Source organism: Pseudomonas sp. X4, from assembly GCF_040784925.1.
In the GTDB taxonomy this organism is placed as follows: Bacteria; Pseudomonadota; Gammaproteobacteria; order Pseudomonadales; family Pseudomonadaceae; genus Aquipseudomonas; species Aquipseudomonas putida_Z.
Genome location: NZ_CP160798.1, coordinates 1,835,412 through 1,853,023, shown reverse-complemented (window position 1 = coordinate 1,853,023; position 17,612 = coordinate 1,835,412). Strand labels below are relative to the sequence as shown.

At 64.0% G+C, this 17,612-nt stretch carries 15 protein-coding genes; 11 read left to right on the top strand and 4 right to left on the bottom strand.

The features are described from left to right. The first annotated feature begins 26 nt into the window (after window positions 1–26). The 8 genes from ABX298_RS08135 (at window position 27) to ABX298_RS08100 (ending at window position 9,218) form a co-directional block, all read left to right on the top strand. Window positions 27–863, top strand: coding sequence for a 23S rRNA (adenine(2030)-N(6))-methyltransferase RlmJ (locus ABX298_RS08135; RefSeq protein ID WP_286100669.1), 837 nt, complete (start codon window positions 27–29; stop codon window positions 861–863). Between the two features lie 220 nt (window positions 864–1,083). Continuing rightward, the gene (locus ABX298_RS08130) at window positions 1,084–2,841 is read left to right on the top strand and encodes a carbamoyltransferase (protein ID WP_367394280.1); all 1,758 of its coding nucleotides are present in this window, start codon (window positions 1,084–1,086) and stop codon (window positions 2,839–2,841) included. Continuing rightward, window positions 2,825–3,955, top strand: a complete 1,131-nt coding sequence (locus ABX298_RS08125; protein WP_367394279.1) for a glycosyltransferase — start codon at window positions 2,825–2,827, stop codon at window positions 3,953–3,955. Before ABX298_RS08130 ends, ABX298_RS08125 begins: the two co-directional genes overlap by 17 nt. Beyond that, window positions 3,955–4,851 carry an antimicrobial resistance protein Mig-14 gene (locus ABX298_RS08120; RefSeq protein WP_085691385.1) on the top strand — a complete coding sequence of 299 codons (897 nt, stop codon included), beginning with the start codon at window positions 3,955–3,957 and terminating at the stop codon, window positions 4,849–4,851. The genes ABX298_RS08125 and ABX298_RS08120 overlap by 1 nt, the downstream gene beginning before the upstream one ends. Then, on the top strand, window positions 4,848–6,251 hold the full coding sequence (locus tag ABX298_RS08115; protein WP_286100668.1) for a PIG-L deacetylase family protein: 1,404 nt from the start codon (window positions 4,848–4,850) through the stop codon (window positions 6,249–6,251). The genes ABX298_RS08120 and ABX298_RS08115 overlap by 4 nt, the downstream gene beginning before the upstream one ends. A gap of 49 nt (window positions 6,252–6,300) precedes the next feature. Then, a complete protein-coding gene (locus ABX298_RS08110) occupies window positions 6,301–7,257 on the top strand; it encodes a glycosyltransferase (RefSeq protein WP_075046554.1) in 957 nt (318 codons plus the stop codon). 58 nt (window positions 7,258–7,315) lie between these two features. Further along, window positions 7,316–8,089, top strand: coding sequence for a glycosyltransferase family 2 protein (locus ABX298_RS08105; RefSeq protein ID WP_075046553.1), 774 nt, complete (start codon window positions 7,316–7,318; stop codon window positions 8,087–8,089). Between the two features lie 37 nt (window positions 8,090–8,126). Further along, window positions 8,127–9,218, top strand: a complete 1,092-nt coding sequence (locus ABX298_RS08100; protein ID WP_367394278.1) for a glycosyltransferase — start codon at window positions 8,127–8,129, stop codon at window positions 9,216–9,218. A gap of 3 nt (window positions 9,219–9,221) precedes the next feature. Here ABX298_RS08100 and ABX298_RS08095 read toward each other — a convergent pair whose 3' ends face one another. After that, a complete protein-coding gene (locus ABX298_RS08095; RefSeq protein WP_075046551.1) occupies window positions 9,222–9,827 on the bottom strand; it encodes a toluene tolerance protein in 606 nt (201 codons plus the stop codon). 101 nt (window positions 9,828–9,928) lie between these two features. Between ABX298_RS08095 and ABX298_RS08090 the strand changes: the two genes are divergently transcribed. From ABX298_RS08090 to hldE, 3 genes are all read left to right on the top strand, one after another. Continuing rightward, window positions 9,929–11,104, top strand: a complete 1,176-nt coding sequence (locus ABX298_RS08090) for an O-antigen ligase (protein ID WP_286100666.1) — start codon at window positions 9,929–9,931, stop codon at window positions 11,102–11,104. Window positions 11,105–11,119: 15 nt separating this feature from the next. After that, complete coding sequence (gene msbA / locus ABX298_RS08085; RefSeq protein WP_075046549.1) at window positions 11,120–12,928, top strand: lipid A export permease/ATP-binding protein MsbA; 1,809 nt, start codon at window positions 11,120–11,122, stop codon at window positions 12,926–12,928. 130 nt (window positions 12,929–13,058) lie between these two features. Continuing rightward, entirely contained in the window at window positions 13,059–14,480 is a 1,422-nt protein-coding gene (hldE, locus tag ABX298_RS08080; RefSeq protein WP_025340854.1) for a bifunctional D-glycero-beta-D-manno-heptose-7-phosphate kinase/D-glycero-beta-D-manno-heptose 1-phosphate adenylyltransferase HldE, read from the top strand. A 67-nt stretch (window positions 14,481–14,547) separates the two neighbouring features. Here hldE and ABX298_RS08075 read toward each other — a convergent pair whose 3' ends face one another. From ABX298_RS08075 to ABX298_RS08065, 3 genes are read right to left on the bottom strand one after another with little or no spacing between them, the layout of a single operon-like run. Next, window positions 14,548–15,516 carry a metal ABC transporter ATPase gene (locus ABX298_RS08075; RefSeq protein ID WP_075046548.1) on the bottom strand — a complete coding sequence of 323 codons (969 nt, stop codon included), beginning with the start codon at window positions 15,514–15,516 and terminating at the stop codon, window positions 14,548–14,550. Between the two features lie 50 nt (window positions 15,517–15,566). Beyond that, complete coding sequence (locus tag ABX298_RS08070) at window positions 15,567–16,379, bottom strand: aldo/keto reductase (RefSeq protein WP_367394277.1); 813 nt, start codon at window positions 16,377–16,379, stop codon at window positions 15,567–15,569. Continuing rightward, complete coding sequence (locus ABX298_RS08065) at window positions 16,376–17,551, bottom strand: NAD(P)/FAD-dependent oxidoreductase (RefSeq protein ID WP_367394276.1); 1,176 nt, start codon at window positions 17,549–17,551, stop codon at window positions 16,376–16,378. Before ABX298_RS08065 ends, ABX298_RS08070 begins: the two co-directional genes overlap by 4 nt. Window positions 17,552–17,612 lie beyond the last annotated feature (61 nt).

Genomic DNA, 17,612 nt, shown 5'->3' with positions numbered 1-17,612 from the left:
AACTTGCCACCCCCGCAGGAGTTGCCATGAACTATCGTCACGCCTTCCACGCCGGCAACCACGCCGACGTCCTCAAACATATCGTGCTGACCCGCCTCATCGCCTTGATGTCGCGCAAGGAGCAGCCGTTCGCCTACATCGATACCCATGCAGGGCTTGGCCTTTACGACCTGCAGGGCGACCAGGCAACCCGCACCGGCGAGTGCCTGGAAGGTGTCGCCCGCCTGTGGAATCGCGATGACCTGCCGGCCATGGCCGACGACTATCTGCGTATCATCAAGCGCCTGAATGCCGATGGCGAGCTGCGCTACTACCCCGGTTCGCCCGAGCTGGCCCGCCGCCTGATGCGCCAGCAGGACCGCGCCCTGCTCAACGAGAAGCATCCCGAGGACGGGCCGCTGCTCAAAGAGAACATGAAGAAAGACCCACGCGTGGTCGTGCACCTGGGCGAAGGCTGGCATGTGCCGCGGGCCTTGCTGCCCGTGCAGGAAAAGCGCGCGATCATGCTGATCGACCCACCGTTCGAGCAGGCTGACGAGCTCAAGCGCTGCACTACCGCCATGAAAGAGGCGATCAGTCGCATGCGCCAGACCGTCGCGGCCATCTGGTACCCGATCAAGGACCAGCGTTCGCTGACCCGCTTCTACCAGGACCTGACCAGCACCGGCGCACCGAAACTGCTGCGGGTCGAGTTGTATGTGCACCATCAGGACAGCCCGCAGGGGCTCAATGGCTCAGGTCTGGCCATCGCCAACCCGCCGTGGGGGTTGGAAGAAGAGCTCAAGGAGCTGCTGCCATGGCTGGCCAAAGAGCTGGCGCAAACCGCCGGCAGCTTCCGCATGGACTGGCTGATCGCTGAATAATATTGCTTGCCTGTACCGGCCCCATCGCCGGCAAGCCAGCTCCCACAGGTACAGCGCGGGCCTCAAGGTCGGTGGTGTACCTGTGGGAGCTGGCTTGCCGGCGATGAGGCCAGTACAGGTTGCCGCGTTGCGCACATGTTTGCGTTATAATCCCGCCCTTTAGCCGCCACCCGCCCAAGAGGCCGCTGGCGCATTTCTACCGAATGAAGAGGCTAATCCCTTGGCATTGACGATTCTTGGCCTGTCCGGCGCCCTTAGCCATGACCCTTCCGCGGCCTTGTACATTGACGGCAAACTGATTGCCGCCGCCGAAGAAGAGCGCTTCGTGCGTGACAAGCATGCGAAGAACCGCATGCCCTACGAGTCGGCGAAGTTCTGCCTGGAACAGGCAGGCATCAAGCCATCCGACGTCGACGTGGTAGCCATCCCGTTCGCCCCGATCAGCCTGTTCGGCAAGGCGCGCTGGCACTATGCCAAGCGCTACTGGTACGCCCCGGACCGCGCCCTCGACGCCATCCTGATGGGCAACCGTCGCTACAAGCGCTACCGCAAGAAGATTGTCTGGTGCCTGGAGCAACTGGGCTTCGACCCGAAAAAGGTCAAGATCGAGCCGGTCGAGCACCACTTGGCTCACGCCTCCAGTGCCTACCACTGCTCGGGCTTCAAGGAAAAAACCGCAATCCTCGGCATCGACGGTAAAGGCGAATACGCCACCACCTTCTTTGGCTACGGCGAAAACGGCAAGATCCACAAGATCAAGGAGTTCTTCGACCCGGACTCGCTGGGCGGCCTGTACGGCGCAATCACCGAGTTCCTCGGCTTCGAGATGCTCGATGGCGAGTTCAAGGTCATGGGCATGGCGCCGTATGGCGACGCCAGCAAGTACGACTTCTCGCGCCTGGCCAGCTTCGAAAACGGCGAACTGGTGATCAACACCGAATACGCCAACGTCATTGGCCTGCGCCGCTATAAAGAGAAGGGCAAGGGCTTCTACTTCTCGCCGAAGCTGATCGAATGGCTGGGCCCCAAGCGCGAAGGCGACATCGCCGACGAGCCGTACATCCATTACGCGGCCAGCATGCAGGCGCTGTTCGAAAAGATCGCCCTGCAGATGATCGATCACTACCTGGGCGACGTCCTGCGTGAAACCGGCAAGCTGGCCTTTGCCGGCGGTTGCGCGCTGAACGTCAAGCTCAACCAGAAGATCATCGCCCGCCCAGACCTGAAAGAGCTGTTCGTCCAGCCTGCTTCCGGTGACGCCGGTACCGCCGTGGGTGCTGCCGCCTACGTTTCCCACGCCCGTGGCGTGCCGGTCGAGAAGATGGAACACGTCTACCTCGGCCCTTCGTACTCCAACGAAGACGTGATCGCTGCCTGCGCCCGTCACCCGAACGCGCCGAAGTGGCGCAAGCTCGACGACATGCCGCAGCGCATCGCCAAAATCATGGTCGATGGCAACCCGGTGGCCTGGTTCCAGGGCCGCATGGAGTTCGGCCCCCGTGCCCTGGGCGGCCGTTCGATCATTGGTTGCCCGAGCGTGCCTGGCGTAGCCGACCGCATCAACGAGCAGATCAAGTTCCGCGAACGCTGGAGACCTTTCTGCCCGTCGATGCTCGACACCGTCGCCCCGCAGATGATCAAGGTCGACCACCCGGCGCCGTTCATGACCTTCACCTTCGAAGTGGCTGAAGAGTGGAAGGCCCGCGTGCCGGAAGTGGTCCACGAGGACGGCACTTCGCGTGCCCAGGTGCTCAAGCGCGAGTACAACCCGCGCTACTACGACATGATGAAGGCGCTTGAAGACCTGACCGGCAACGGCGTTTCGCTGAACACCTCGCTGAACCGCCGTGGTGAACCGATGATCTGCTCGCCGACCGACGCCCTGAACATGTTCTTCGGCTCGGACCTGCAGTACCTGATCATGGAAGACATCCTGGTTGTGAAGGACGGCGCGGCCCCGTATGACCAGCCGCTCTGAACCGCGCATCCTGCAGTTCTGCCATGGCTATGACGGGCCGTTCCTGGACTGCGCCCGTCAGTACGCCAGCCTGTTCCAGGGGCGTGGCTACCAGGTCACTACGGTGTTCCTCACCGGCGCCGCCGACCCGCAGGTAGCAGCTGGCTGCGCGTCGGACGAGGTGCTGTTCCTGGAGTTCAGCTCCAAGGCCGTGCGCGGCCTGAAACTCGGCGCCATCCGTGCATTGCGGCGGATTGCGGCCGAGCGCAATTTCGCCTTCTGCATTGCCCACCGCTTCAAGCCGATCTACGTGGCGTTGCTGGGCACCGGCTTGCCGGTGATCGGCGTGCACCATGCTTTCGGTGATTACGAGCGCAAGGGGCGGCGCATCTTCGCCAACCTGTTCAGCAAACGCCTGAGCTTGCTGGGCGTGTCGGATGCAGTGCGTGACGACATGCGCCGCTGTCTGCCGCAGTGGCCGGCAGAGCGTATCCAGACCTTGTACAACCGCATCGACATCGACGCCCTGCAAGCGGCCCTGGTGCCACGCGCCGAGGCCCGCCAAGCCTTGGGCCTGGATGCGCAGGCGTGGATTGTCGGTAACGTCGGGCGCCTGCACCCGGACAAGGACCAGGCCACCCTGCTGCGTGGCTTTGCCGAAGCGCTACCGGGGCTGCCGGCTGGCGCCCGCCTGGCAGTTCTTGGCAAGGGGCGCCTGGAAGCCAAACTCAAGGCCCTGGCCGCCGAGCTGGGCATTGCCGGGCAAGTGGACTTCCTTGGCCAGGTGCCGGATGCACGCCGTTACTTCCAGGCGTTCGATGTATTCGCACTGAGCTCCGACCATGAGCCGTTCGGCATGGTCCTGCTCGAAGCCATGGTCGCCGGTGTGCCGGTACTGGCCACGGCCTGTGGCGGTGCCCGCGAAGTGGTCGAGGGTGTTGGCGTGCTGTTCCCACTGGGCGATGCCGGGCAACTGGCCCAGGGCCTGAAGCACATGGCTTTGCTCGATGGGCAGCAGCGCCAGGCCTGTGCCGAGCACATGCTGCAGCGCCTGCGTGAACGCTTCTCTGACCAGGCGGTGCGCGAGGCCTTCTGGCAGCTGCCGCAAGTCCGTGCGTTGGTGGGGCAGGCCTGATGCTCAACCGTATCCAGGCCTTCCGCGAACGCGGTTGGCAAGTTATCGACGCCAAGGCCTACGCCGAGGCATGGGCCCGCTTTGGTGGCAGTGTCGCCACCCATCCTTTGGTGGTCGAGCAACTGGCGGACCTGGCACAGATCCCGGTGCGTTACCTGGGCTGGCACCAGGCCGGCGAGCTGAAGGCCGCCATCCCCACCTGGGGGCGTCACCTTGCGCTGTCCAAGGATGTGCTCAAGCGTGCCGGCAAAAAGGCCCTGTTCGACCTGGGCAACGCCGAGATCATCCTGCCGGCGGCGGCCGATGCCGCTGCACCGTTGCGCCATGCCGCGCGCTACCTGTCCGAACTGAACCAGGGCCGCTTCAGCGGCCTCAAGGCGCAGAAGGAACAGCTGGCCATGGCCCGTGCCCACGAAGACTTGTCGAAGAAGTTCCGCTACAACCAGCGCCGCGAGCTGCGCCTGCTGGAAGAGGCGGGCGGTGTGGTGCGCCCGATCAGCGACTTCAGCGCGCAGGAAATCGCCAGCATGTACTGCGACCTGTTCCTGCGCCGCTGGGGCTTCCCTGCCACCGGCGCCGAGCGCATGGCCGAGGTGCTGGAACGCCTGCGCGAGCTGCTGATCGGCTCGGTGCTGCTACTGGACGGCAAGCCGATTGCCATCCAGCTGGTATACCGTGTCGAAGCGCCGGAATGGATCAGCGTCGAGTACATCAATGGCGGTGTCGACCCTGAAACCAAGGCTTTCAGCCCCGGCAGCGTGCTGAGCTTCCTCAATACCCAGGCCGCCTGGGAAGACGCCCGTGCGCGCAACAAGCCGTTGCGGTTCTCGTTCGGCCGTGCCGACCGCGAGTACAAGGACCGCTGGTGCAACCCCGTGCCGGTGTATCAGGCGTGAGTCGCAAGCAGCAGTTGCTCAAGCGCCACCGGCGCAACAAGCGCCTGGGCCTGCTAGCGGGCCTGGTCGCGCTGGTGGCCGTAGGTGTGTTCAGCTGGTGGTGGTTGCCACTGTTGCTGTTGCCGCTGCTGTGGGCAGCCCATGAAGCCTGGTTTGCCGACCACCTGTTCTATGCGCCTGGCGAGGACTACGCCTACGACTTCGGCGAGCAGACCCGGGAGGCTCCTACCAGCCTGAGCGGCGGCTTGCTCAAGGCTGACTGCGTGCTGCAGGGCAACGAAACCCTGATCCTCGAGCTGCGGGTAAAAAGCAGCTGGCTGGGGCGCTTCCTCGACCCGCAGGTCGAGCTGGTGGCTGGCGAGCAGGCCGACCGGCAAACCTTCGAGCGCGGCGTCGATGGCGTGCGCTTCCTCAACTTGACCGGCCTCGCCGCACCTCTGCAGGCTGGCGCGTTGCGCCTGCGTGGCCGGCATTGCCGGCTGTCGGGCCAGCCGCGCTTGTGGATAACCCCGGCGGTCGAGCTGCAACGGCGCCGGGTGATGGTGATCGCGCCGCATGCCGATGATGCCGAGCTGGCCGCTTACGGTCTCTACAGTCAGGCCGACGAAACCTGGGTAGTGACCCTGACCGCCGGTGAGATCGAGGCCGAACACTATCAACAGATGGGCCTGGCAAAGGCCGAAGCCGCGCGCCTGAAGGGCCGCCTGCGGGCTTGGGACAGTATCGCCGTGCCGCGCTGGGCCGGTGTGGCGGAATCGCGTTGCGTGCAGCTGGGCTACTTCTGCCTGCAGCTGCCTGCCATGCAGGCTGCGCCAGACCAGCCGGCCGCGTCCCGTGAGGCCGACCTCGCCGACATTCGCGTCTTCCGCCGCTTCAACCCGTTCCCGCTGCCGGCCGACGGCGATGGCGCGCCGACCTGGCGTAACCTGCTGGCCGACCTGCGGGCCTTGCTGGAAATGGCCAGGCCAGAGGTGCTGGTGATGCCGCACCCGCAGCTCGACCCGCACCCCGACCACATATGTGCCCAGGCAGCGGTGCTGGAAGCCTTGCAAGGCCTGGCCTGGCAGCCGCAAACCCTGCTGTGCTACGCCAACCACCTGCACGACAACGACCGCTGGCCGATGGGCGACAGTGGTGATGGCGTGGCCTTGCCACCGCAGCTGAGCACCGCCCAGGCGTGGGCACCTTGCAGCCTGGTACTGGACCTGGCAACCCAGCGCGACAAGGCCATGGCGCTGGGCATGATGCACGACCTGCAGCCGCCGGCGCCGTTCAAACGCCGCCTGCGCCGCTTGTTGCAGCGCTGGCTGGCCGGGCGGCGGCCGTCGCCTTACGGCGAGAACGAATTCTTCCGCAAGGCCGTGCGCCGACATGAACTGTTCTGGCGGCGTGAGCTGTAGCTACGCCCCCATGGTTGACCGCGATGGCGCAGAGCGCCCAAGGAACCCAATGAAAGTCCTATTTCTGGTGCAGAAGGAACAGCGGGCGATTCTCGACCGCCTGTACGATGGCGTCGCGGCCAACTGCGAGTGCGACCTGCGCTGGCTGACCAGCGAAGACCAGCGCAACCTGCGCCGCTATTTCAAGCGTGAAGTGCAGGTCGAGCGCTATGACCGCATTGTCTTCTTCCTGCGTTTCAAGCAGGAAATCCGCCAGGCGGCGTTCATCCGTACCGTGCCGAACCTGGTCATCCTCGAGCACGATGCCTACCAGAACTACATCCCGTGCAAATACACCGGCAAGTTCAGCGCCCATTACCGCAAGCTGCCCTGGGCGCGGGTGATCAGCTCCGGCTACATGGTCAGCGAGCGCCTGCGCCAGGAAGGTTTCGACGCCGTGTTCGTGCCCAAGGGCTACGACGAGCAGTTGCTGGCCGACCAGGGGCGTGAGCGCGACATCGAACTGGCCTTCGTCGGCAGCACCAACAGCGTGGCCTACAGCGGCCGCAAGGCATTGCTGGACGAGCTGGGCCGGGTCGAGAACCTGGTAGTGACCCGTACCAAGTCGGGTGAGGACTACTGCAACACGCTCAACCGGATCCGCTTCTTCGTCAGTGCCGACGTCGGCATGGGCGAATACATGATCAAGAACTTCGAAGCCATGGCCTGTGGCTGTGTGTTGCTGGCGTATGACCAGGGCGAGGAAGAGAACCGCGCGCTGGGCCTGCAGGACATGCACAACGTGGTGTTCTATGACAGCATCCCGACCCTCCAGGAAAAGCTTCGCCGCTTGCGTGCGGAACCTGAACTGGCCCGGCAGATTGCAGAAAATGGCCGCCATCTGGCGGTTTCCCGTTTCAGTTTCGGGGCAGTTGGACGTAGCATCGTCGATCATATGCGCCCAGCGCTCAGGCCTCATCCGCCGTTGTCTGCATGGCAGCGATTGCGTCTGAAGCTAGGGATCTAACCGAGTAATTCTCGGTCCTAGGGAGCGAAGTCGGCTATCGCAATGCGGAGGGAGTCCGGTGCGCTTTTCAAATGAGAGTGACGTCACGCTTGTCGTGACCAGTTGTGGGCGGTTCGATCTGCTCAAAAATACCCTTGAGAGTTTCGATCGCTACAATACCGCGCCCATTCGCGAAGTGTTCATCACCGAAGATTCCGGTGACGATGCCGTGCATGCCGCCGTGCCGGAGCACTGGAAACCGCACTGCAAGGTGTTCGTCAACCGGCCCAAGCTGGGCCAGTTGCCGTCTATCGACCTGGCCTACAGCCACGTCAAGACGCCCTACATCTTCCATTGCGAGGACGACTGGCACTTCTATCGCCAGGGCTTCGTCGAAGACTCCCGAGCCATCCTGGACGCCAGTCCCGACCTGTTGCAGGTGTGGCTGCGCAGCCATGCTCATGACCTGGCCATTCACAGCCCATACATTCGCCTGGGCGATCGCCAGGTGATCGCCGGGGTGCCTTGTTACCCGCTGCTGTCCGACAAGGCCGAGTGGCAGGCGTTTTCGCTCAACCCGGGGCTGCGTCGTTTGAGCGATTACCAGCGTTGCGCGCCGTTTGCCGCCTATGCTGGAGAGAAGGCACTTTCCCGGCGCTACGCTGAGTTAAATCTGACAGCGGTCACCTTGGAGGGTGACGCAGTATTGCACACCGGATTTGGTAATCACGTGACCTTGCCCATCGAAGTGGAGCGCAAGGCCAAACGTCGTAGACGTGATCGGATAAAGTTGACATTGACGCTGGTGGCGGGTGCCGTGATTGGCATGGGAATCACCATTTTTGTTCAATGAAGTCGCTGTCCCACCTGACATGAGCGGGAGAGGGCCCATGAACATCGTCAATATGATGTGGGCGGGTGGAACGCCATACATGTCCATCCACAAGGTGCATCGGCAGATACTGTCGCACGCGGGTGCCGATGCCCGGATCAGTAACTGGCTGCTGCTTGGTAGCGGGCTCAGTTGTGGGCTTGGTTCGACCCGGGAGTGGCATATGCCGTCACGGGCGCTGAAAGGGCGGCACTTCTGGCGGCTGTTGCGCCCATGGTTGCGCATGCGCTTGCGCAAGGCGCTGAACGAGGCCCAGGCTGAAGTCGTGCTGCTCGACGGTGTCGGTGTGGCGCGGTTGGTGTTGCCGTTGTTGCAGCAGGTTCCGCAGGTGCGTGCCAAACTGCTGTTCCACGGCAAGACGCGCCTGAGTGCCAGGGATATTCGCTTGCTGCGCATGTTTCCGGCCGAGCGGCTGAGCATCGCCGCCGTTTCGCAGACGCTTGCAACGTCACTCGAACACGAGCTTGGCAGGCCGGTGCAAACCTTGCGCATGGCCCTCGACCCGCTGGCTTTCGCCGAGCCGTTGTTGAACCGGGAGGCGGCCAGGCAGTCCCTGCAGTTGCCGCAGGTAACCGGGGTAATGCTGGGCGCGGTCGGGCGGCTGGTGGAAAGCAAAGGTTTCGAAATGCTGATCGAGGCGTTCGCCAAGGCCAGTGCGCACCAGCCGGGCCTGCAGTTGGCAATCATCGGCGAAGGCCCTCTGCGTCAGGTGCTGCAAGCCCGTATCGACGCGCTGGGCCTGGCCGGGCGTGTTCACCTGAGTGGTCACCGCGACGACCTGCAGCAGCTGTACCGTGCGTTCGACTGGCTATTGGTGCCTTCGCGCTCCGAAGGCCTGGGGCTGGTGGTGCAGGAGGCGGTCATTGCCGGCGTGCCGGTGGTGTGCAGCGACCTGCAGGTGTTCCGCGAGCAGTTGCAGGACACCGGTGGCTACCTGCCCGTTGCCAATGAAAATGCCTGGGCCGAGGCAATCGAGCGTTGCTCGGTACTCGGTGCCGCGGAGGTAGCTGCCCGGCAGCGCCAGGCGCTGGCCCCGGAGAAGGCTTGGCAGGCATTCTGCAATGGGTCGCAAAGCCTGCTGCGCAGCTGACACTCAGCGTGCCAGCAGGGCTGCCTCGAAGGCGGCAAGGGGGAACCGATCGCCCAGGTTCTCCCGCTCGATGTAGCGCACCATATGCTGCACATTCCGCCGAATCATGCGCGCCGACAGTGGCGGGCGCAGGAAGCGCATGTCGGCCACGTCGATCAGGCCCAGTTGCTGGTCGGGGGTGACCACCACATTACCCAGGTGCAACGAGCGGAAGTACACGCCGCTGCGGTGCAGTTGACGGATGAGTTCGATCAGGCGCGGAAGGTAGGTATCCCAGCTGAAACCTTCATCGCGCGACATCTGCAGCAAGGTGCGCCCTGGCAGCGGGCGGTACAGCACGGCGGTACGGCCTGGCAGGTCGAGCTTGTGCTGGCTGATTACTTCCAGTGTAGGGATGCCCAGTTGTGCAAGGCGTGCGGCGTTATCGACGAAGCGCTGCGAGTACGGGCGCAGCAGTGCAGATGAAATCAGCCGCTTCCTACGAAAAACCTTGAGGAAATTACCATCCGCGAGCAGGTAGACTTTGGCGCCATGGCTGTCTGCCTCAAGCACCTGTGCGCCGTGTGTCAGCTGATCGAAGTCGACCTGGGGGAGCCGGGAGCATTGCATGAATAGAGCCTTGTCGTCGGGCGAACGGAATGACCGGCAATAATGCCGAAAATAATGTTGTAGCACCATTCAATGGTGTCTTTGATTCAACGGGGGAAGGGATGTTGTATCAAAAAAACTGGGCGCGAGCCTGGTTGGGGTTTGGTCTGGTCTGGTTCCTGTCAGCGATCGCCCTGGCACCGAGCAACAAGGTCTATCAGCAAGGTCTGGTGCTTTTCCTGTGGCTGCCGACGCTGGTAATGGCGTGGTCCGCAAGGCAAGTAATAATGCAGGCCTGGCGGCGTCAGCCGGCCTTGTGGGGGAGCGTGCTGTTGCTGCTTGTGTGGAGCGGGCTCAGCCTGGTCTGGTCGAGCGCAGAAAACCCAGGGCGCGAGGCCAAGCGCCTTCTCTACATCCTGCTGTTCCTTTTGGCGTTTCCGCTGCTGGCCCAGCTTGGCCTGGCCCGTGTCCGCCAATTACTGGTGGTCGGTAGTGCCTTGCTGGCGGTGGCGGCGCTGATCTCGGTCATTCATTTCTACGGCCTGGAGGGCAAGCCTTGGCTGGTCCGCCTGGAGGGCATCGGCGAAATATCGCACCCTATTCTCGGTGCCTATGTCATCGGTTCGGCAGTGCTTTTCCTGGTTTACCAGCCGCCGCAGCAGCGTGGCCTGCAGTTGGCGTGGCTGGCAGCACTGGCTTGTCTGGGTGTGTTCGTAATGCTTAGCCAGAGCCGCGGGGCGTTGCTGGCCTTGGTGTTTACCGTGGTCCTGGGCCCGCTCTGGTTCCGCGACCGTCATAGCCGGGTTTTTTCCATCCTGGCCGCCATCGCCACCGGCCTGGCCTTCTATTTCGTTTATGACCTGATCACCCACCGCGGTTCGTCCTACCGGCCGGAGATCTTCCATGCCGTAGTCGACATGATTGCTGCTGCTCCCTGGAGCGGCCTTGGCCTGGGGGCAGCCTACGACGTGACTGTTGGGAACAGGCATTTTGACCACACCCACAATATGTTCACCCATGTCGCTGTGGAGATGGGCTTGCCTGGCATGCTGCTGTGGATATTGGTGTGGTTGTACACCTTGGGCGAAATCGTCCGCGCACGCGGCACGCTGTTCGGCAAGATCCTGCTCGGTTTCTGGGTGTACTCCACCCTGGCCATGCAATTCGATGCCGCCAGCCTTACTGGTACGCCACGTGCCGAATGGTTCATCAGCTGGCTGCCAGTGGGCCTGGCCATGTTGCTGCCATGGGGGAGTGCCGAAAATGACGCCTGTGGTAAAATTTCCGGTTCAACCTGAACAGCGAGCTTGATAATGGCCGAAACACCGCGACCGGCGGAACACACCTCCAGCCTGAAGATCTACTTTCGGCTGCTGAGCTATGTGAAACCCTATGTCGGCATTTTCCTGCTGAGCATCATCGGTTTCGTGATCTTTGCCTCGACCCAGCCAATGCTGGCCGGGATCCTGAAGTATTTCGTCGATGGGCTGAGCAACCCCGAAGCGGTGTTGTTCCCCAACGTCCCGTATCTGCGCGACCTGCAACTGCTGCAGGCGGTGCCGCTGCTGATCATCCTGATCGCCGCGTGGCAGGGCCTGGGCTCGTTCCTCGGCAACTACTTCCTAGCCAAGGTTTCCCTATGCCTGGTGCACGACCTGCGTGTGGAACTGTTCAACAAGCTGCTGGTGCTGCCTAACCGCTACTTCGACAACCACAACTCCGGGCACCTGATTTCGCGCATCACCTTCAACGTGACCATGGTCACCGGTGCCGCCACCGATGCGATCAAGGTGGTGATCCGCGAAGGCCTGACCGTGGTTTTCCTGTTCGGCTACCTGCTGTGGATGAACTGGCATCTGACGCTGGTGATGGTCGCCATCCTGCCGGTGATCGCAGTAATGGTCAGCGTCGCCAGCAAGAAATTCCGCAAGCAGAGCAAGAAGATCCAGGTGGCCATGGGCGACGTCACCCACGTTGCCTCGGAAACCATCCAGGGCTACCGCGTGGTGCGCAGCTTTGGCGGCGAGGCTTACGAAGAGCAGCGTTTCGGCAAGGCCAGCCAGAGCAACACCGACAAGCAGCTGCAAATGACCAAGACCGGCTCGCTGTACACGCCGATGCTGCAACTGGTGATCTACACCGCCATGGCTGCGCTGATGTTCCTGGTGCTGTTCCTGCGCGGTGATTCCACTGCCGGTGATCTGGTGGCTTACATTACGGCCGCCGGCCTGTTGCCCAAGCCGATTCGTCAGCTTTCGGAAGTCAGCTCGACCATCCAGAAGGGCCTGGCCGGTGCCGAGAGCATCTTCGAGCAACTGGACGAAGCACCTGAAGTGGACAGCGGTACCGTCGAGAAGGAGCGAGTGAAAGGGCACCTGGAAGTGCGCAACCTCAGCTTCACCTACCCGGGTACCGAGCGTGAGGTGCTGAGCGATATCAGCTTCGTCGCCGAGCCAGGGCAGATGATTGCACTGGTCGGCCGCTCTGGCAGCGGCAAGTCGACCCTGGCAGCGCTGATTCCGCGCTTCTATCACCACGACCAGGGGCAGATCCTGCTCGATGGCGTGGAGATCGAGAGCTATCGCCTGCGCAACCTGCGTCGCCACGTTTCGCAGGTGACCCAGCATGTCACCCTGTTCAACGATACCGTGGCCAACAACATCGCCTATGGCGACCTGGCCGGCGCCCCCCGCGCCGACATAGAAGCCGCTGCGGCTGATGCCTACGCCAAGGAGTTCATCGACCGGCTGCCGAAAGGCTTCGATACCGAAGTGGGTGAAAACGGCGTGCTGCTCTCCGGCGGCCAGCGCCAGCGCCTGGCCATTGCCCGGGCACTGCTGAAGAACGCGCCGCTGCTGATCCTCGACGAGGCTACCTCGGCGCTGGATACCGAGTCCGAGCGGCATATCCAGGCTGCTCTGGACCATGTGATGCAGGGCCGTACCACGCTGGTGATCGCCCACCGCCTGTCGACCATCGAGAAGGCCGATCAGATCCTGGTCATGGACCAGGGCCGCCTGGTCGAGCGCGGCACCCATGCCGAGCTGCTCGCGGCCAATGGCCATTATGCCCGCCTGCATGCCATGGGCCTGGATGAGCCGGCCAAGGCCGATATCACCTGACCCCTCGCTGATCGGGGCCATCGCGGCCCCGATTGTCACGGGAATTTTCCTGGGGTGATCTGGCCATAAAGCCGTCGTCTACCCTGTGCTAATATCCTGCCCCTGTTCATTATTTCCATATGGGTTGCCCATGAAGTTGTCCATGCCGCGTTTCGATCAAGCCCCGGTACTGGTGGTCGGCGATGTCATGCTCGACCGCTACTGGCATGGCGGTACTTCGCGTATCTCGCCTGAAGCGCCAGTCCCGGTGGTCAAGGTCGATCAGATCGAGGATCGCCCCGGCGGCGCGGCCAACGTTGCCTTGAACATCGCCGCCCTGGGCGCGCCGGCTTCGCTGATTGGCGTCACCGGCCAGGACGAGGCCGCCGACAGCCTGGCCAACAGCCTGCAGGCTGCAGGGGTGCGCTCGGTGTTCCAGCGCATCGCGCACCAGCCGACCATCGTCAAGCTGCGGGTCATGAGCCGTCACCAGCAGTTGCTGCGCATCGATTTCGAAGAACCGTTCGCCACCGACCCGCTGTCGCTGGGCGCAGAGGTCGACAGCCTGCTCGAGGGCGTCAAGGTGCTGGTCCTGTCCGACTACGGCAAGGGCGCACTGAAAAACCACCAGAGCCTGATCCAGGCGGCGCGGGCCAAGGGCATTCCGGTGCTGGCCGACCCCAAGGGCAAGGACTTTTCCATCTACCGTGGCGCCAGCCTGATCACCCCCAACCTCAGCGAGTTCGAGACCATCGTCGGCCGTTGCGTCGATGAGGCCGAGCTGGTCGCCAAGGGCCTGCAACTGCTGCAGGACCTGGACCTTGGCGCCTTGCTGGTGACCCGTGGCGAGCACGGCATGACCCTGCTGCGCGTCGGCCAGCCGGCGCTGCACCTGCCGGCGCGGGCGCGTGAAGTGTTCGATGTGACCGGTGCCGGTGATACCGTCATCTCCACCCTCGCCGCGGCCATCGCTGCCGGCGAGGACCTGCCCCACGCGGTGGCCCTGGCCAACCTGGCGGCGGGCATCGTGGTCGGCAAGCTGGGTACGGCTGCGATCAGCGCCCCCGAGCTGCGCCGGGCGATCCAGCGTGAGGAAGGCTCCGAGCGCGGCGTGCTGGGCCTGGAGCAACTGCTGCTGGCCATCGACGACGCGCGGGCACACAAAGAGAAGATCGTCTTCACCAACGGCTGCTTCGACATCCTGCATGCCGGGCATGTCACCTACCTGGAACAGGCGCGGGCCCAAGGCGATCGCCTTATCGTCGCGGTCAACGACGACGCCTCGGTCAGCCGCCTGAAAGGGCCGGGCCGGCCGATCAACAGCGTCGACCGGCGCATGGCCGTACTGGCCGGGCTGGGGGCAGTGGATTGGGTCATCAGCTTCCCCGAGGGCACGCCGGAGAACCTGCTGAGCCAGGTCAAGCCGGACGTGCTGGTCAAGGGTGGCGACTATGGCATCGACCAGGTGGTGGGTGCCGATATCGTCAAGGCCTATGGCGGTACCGTGAAGGTGCTGGGGCTGGTCGAGAACAGCTCGACCACGGCGATCGTCGAGAAGATTCGCAAGAACTGATGCTTTGGGGCTGCTGTGCAGCCCTTCGCGGGCATGCCCGCGAAGGGCCGCCTGGCGGCCCCAATCATCATTTATGCAGTGAAGTACGCGCCCGCTCCAGCAGTTCCCGCGCCTTGTCGCCAAACCGCTGCAGGTGCGATGCCCGCACCGGCTTGTTCTCCACCAACCCCTGCTGCTTCACCCAATCCTTCCAGCGCACCCGCTCGTCCGTGACCACCCAGCCTTCCTGCCGGGCAAAACTTTCGGCCAGGTACAGCCCGCGCGTGCTCGCCGGCACCAGTTCATCCTTCTTTACCGTATACAGTTCAGCCAGTGGCTGGCCGTCCTTCAATGGCATCAGGTACAGGTCTGGCCGTTTGCGGTTTAGCCGCGCCACCAGTTGGTCGCCCTCCAGCCGCTCATCAACGTGGAACAGGCTGAGCTTCTTGGCGTCCCGGGGTACCTGCAGGCGCATGTCGTAGATCAGTTGCAGCGAGGCGGTGGGCAGGTGCACATACGCCCGTGGCCGTTCCAGCAGCATCAGCTTGCCGCAGTGCACCGGGCGCGCGGCACCGGACTCCGGGGCCAGCACGAAGTGCGGCGTTTCGCGGTAGTGCAGGGCGGCAGCGTAGGGCACCGGCAACCAGGTGTCGTTGAAACGCCCGCCCAGCCAGCCTTCCGGGGTTTCCAGCAGGCATTCCTCGGCCACTTCCTGCACGGCCGTGTGCAATGGCAGGTTCAGCTCCTGCGCCGGCACATAGCCGGAAATCAGCTTCAGCACCACATCGCCACGGTCTTGCCGGCGCTGACGTACCAGCACCCAATAATCGCGGTTCTGCCAATGCAGGGTAAGCCGTACCGACACGCCCAGGTTGGCCAGTTCGATCACGAAGCGCTGCACGTCGGGCAACTGGATGGCCTTGCGCCGTTGTTGGATCTGGGCAAAGTTCAGCGGCATGCCGATGCTCTGATAGATCAGCCCTTCGGGCGTGGCCTCGACATGCAGCGGCAGTGTCTTGAAGTTGCTCGGGTTCTTGCGGATCAGCGTTCGCGCCACGAGGCTCCTCCTTGCGTCGGGTCAGTCCAGGCCCGTGGGCCTGGGGCAACTCAGTGCTGGCTCAGGATACGGGCGACGGTGGCCACGTTGTGGGCCAGGTGCAACGGATTGATGGTGCCGACGATAGCACTGCTGACGCCGGGGTGGGCGAACAGCAGCTCGAAGCTGGCCTGCACCGGGTCAACGCCCGGGGCCAGGCAGATATGCCCGCTGGCCAGGGCCTTCTTCACCAGGATGGCCTTGCCGTGTTCGGCAGCGTAGTCCAGCACCGGGCGTTCCGCCTGTTCGTTGAGGTTGTAGGTGACCATGGCGCAGTCGCCTTGCTCCAGCGCCTTCAGGCCGCCGGCGACGGTCTTGCCGGACAGGCCGAAGCCGAGGATCTTGCCCTCCTGCTTGAGCTCGGCAAGGGTCTGGTAGACCTCCTGCTGTTCGAGGATCGCCAGGTCGTTGCCGTCGGAATGCACCAGCACCAGCTCGATGCGATCGGTTTCCAGGCGCCGCAGGCTGCGCTCCACCGAGCGGCGGGTGTGGGCGGCGCTGAAATCGAAGTGCGATTGGCCATTGTCGAATTCTTCGCCAACCTTGCTGACGATCACCCATTCATCGCGCTGGCCGCGCAGCAGCGGGCCCAGGCGCTCTTCGCTGCGGCCGTAGGCCGGGGCGGTGTCGATCAGGTTGATGCCCAGCTCGCGGGCCTGGGCCAGCAGCAGGCGGGCTTCGTCATCGCCGGGGATGGTGAAGCCGGTGGGATACTTCACGCCCTGGTCGCGGCCCAGCTTGACCGTGCCCAGGCCCAGCGGCGAAACCTTGAAGCCGGTGCTGCCCAAGGGGCGATGGAAATCGTGCAGGGTCGGCAGGCTCATGGCAGCAGTTGCTCCCAGGCCGGTACGCCCAGCGGTGGGCGTGGCAGGTCGGCCAGGTCGGCCTGCGCCTGTGGGTGGATACCGTCGCGCTCCAGGTGGCTGATGACTCGGTCGCTGAAGTCCGGTGCCAGGGCCAGCTTGGTCGGCCAGCCGACCAGCAGGCGTTGCTGGTCGGCGAGGAAGGCGTTGTCCGGGCGTACCAGGCCCGACTGCGCCGGTTCCGCACGGTTGACCCGCAGGGTGGCCCAGCGCACCTGGCTCTGGTCGACCCATGGCAGCAGGCTAGCGATCTCTTTCTGTGCCGCGGCGATTTGCGCAGCCGGCTCGCGGGCAACGCCTTCGGCTTCGGCCAGGTCGCCGCCCAGGTACCAGACCCACTGGCCATCGGCGGCCGGGTGGGTGGTAACCGTCACCCGTGGCTTTGGCCCGCCACCCAAGCAATGGGCGTAAAGCGGTTTCAGGTTGGCACCCTTGGCCATCACCATATGTAGCGGGCGTGTCTGCATGGCTGGCTGGTTCAGGCCCAGGGCATGCAGCAGCTCTTCGGTGCCGGCGCCGGCGCTGAGCACGATGCGCTGTGCGCGGATGTCGCGCTCGTCGACGCGCAGGCCGACCAGGTCGTCGCCCTCGCGCAGTGGCTCGATGCGCTCACCGGCCAGCAGGCTGTCGCCTGCCAGTTCGGCCAGGTTGGCCAGCAGGCTGGGTACGTCGATGACCAGTTCGGCCAGGCGATAGACCTTGCCCTTGAAGGCGCGGTCCTGCAGCGCCGGTGGCAGTTGCTCGCCCTTCACCTGGTCGACGCGGCCGCGCACGGCTTTGCTGGCGAAGAAGCTGGTGAGGTTGCCGGCCAGCGTGCCTGGCGACCACAGGTAGTGGGCGTCGGACAGCAGGCGGGTGCGGGTCAGGTCCAGCTCGCCGCTGCCGCTCAGCGCTTCGCGCCAGCGTCGCGGCATGTCAGCGATGGCTTCCGAGGCGCCGGTCAGGGCACCGTGCAGGGCGTACTTGGTGCCGCCATGGATGATGCCCTGGGACTTGATGGTCTGCTCGCCGCCAAGGCTGGCGCGTTCCACCAGTACTGTCGAGTAGCCCAGCCGGCGCAGGCGGGCATTGAGCCAGAGGCCTGCGACCCCGGCGCCGACGATCAGCACGTCAGTGGAAATGGCGGATGGCATGGCGGTACCTCGAAGACTGGGACAGCTGGCAAGTATACAGGGTATACCTGTGATGGCCCTA

Coding starts and splice junctions, on each gene's coding strand:
- ABX298_RS08100 (WP_367394278.1), top strand. CDS start 8,127: ATGAACATCGTCAATATGATGTGGGCGGGTGGAACGCCATACATGTCC.
- ABX298_RS08070 (WP_367394277.1), bottom strand. CDS start 16,379: ATGAGCCTGCCGACCCTGCACGATTTCCATCGCCCCTTGGGCAGCACC.
- hldE (WP_025340854.1), top strand. CDS start 13,059: ATGAAGTTGTCCATGCCGCGTTTCGATCAAGCCCCGGTACTGGTGGTC.
- ABX298_RS08125 (WP_367394279.1), top strand. CDS start 2,825: ATGACCAGCCGCTCTGAACCGCGCATCCTGCAGTTCTGCCATGGCTAT.
- ABX298_RS08065 (WP_367394276.1), bottom strand. CDS start 17,551: ATGCCATCCGCCATTTCCACTGACGTGCTGATCGTCGGCGCCGGGGTC.
- ABX298_RS08135 (WP_286100669.1), top strand. CDS start 27: ATGAACTATCGTCACGCCTTCCACGCCGGCAACCACGCCGACGTCCTC.
- ABX298_RS08095 (WP_075046551.1), bottom strand. CDS start 9,827: ATGCAATGCTCCCGGCTCCCCCAGGTCGACTTCGATCAGCTGACACAC.
- ABX298_RS08090 (WP_286100666.1), top strand. CDS start 9,929: ATGTTGTATCAAAAAAACTGGGCGCGAGCCTGGTTGGGGTTTGGTCTG.
- ABX298_RS08110 (WP_075046554.1), top strand. CDS start 6,301: ATGAAAGTCCTATTTCTGGTGCAGAAGGAACAGCGGGCGATTCTCGAC.
- ABX298_RS08120 (WP_085691385.1), top strand. CDS start 3,955: ATGCTCAACCGTATCCAGGCCTTCCGCGAACGCGGTTGGCAAGTTATC.
- msbA (WP_075046549.1), top strand. CDS start 11,120: ATGGCCGAAACACCGCGACCGGCGGAACACACCTCCAGCCTGAAGATC.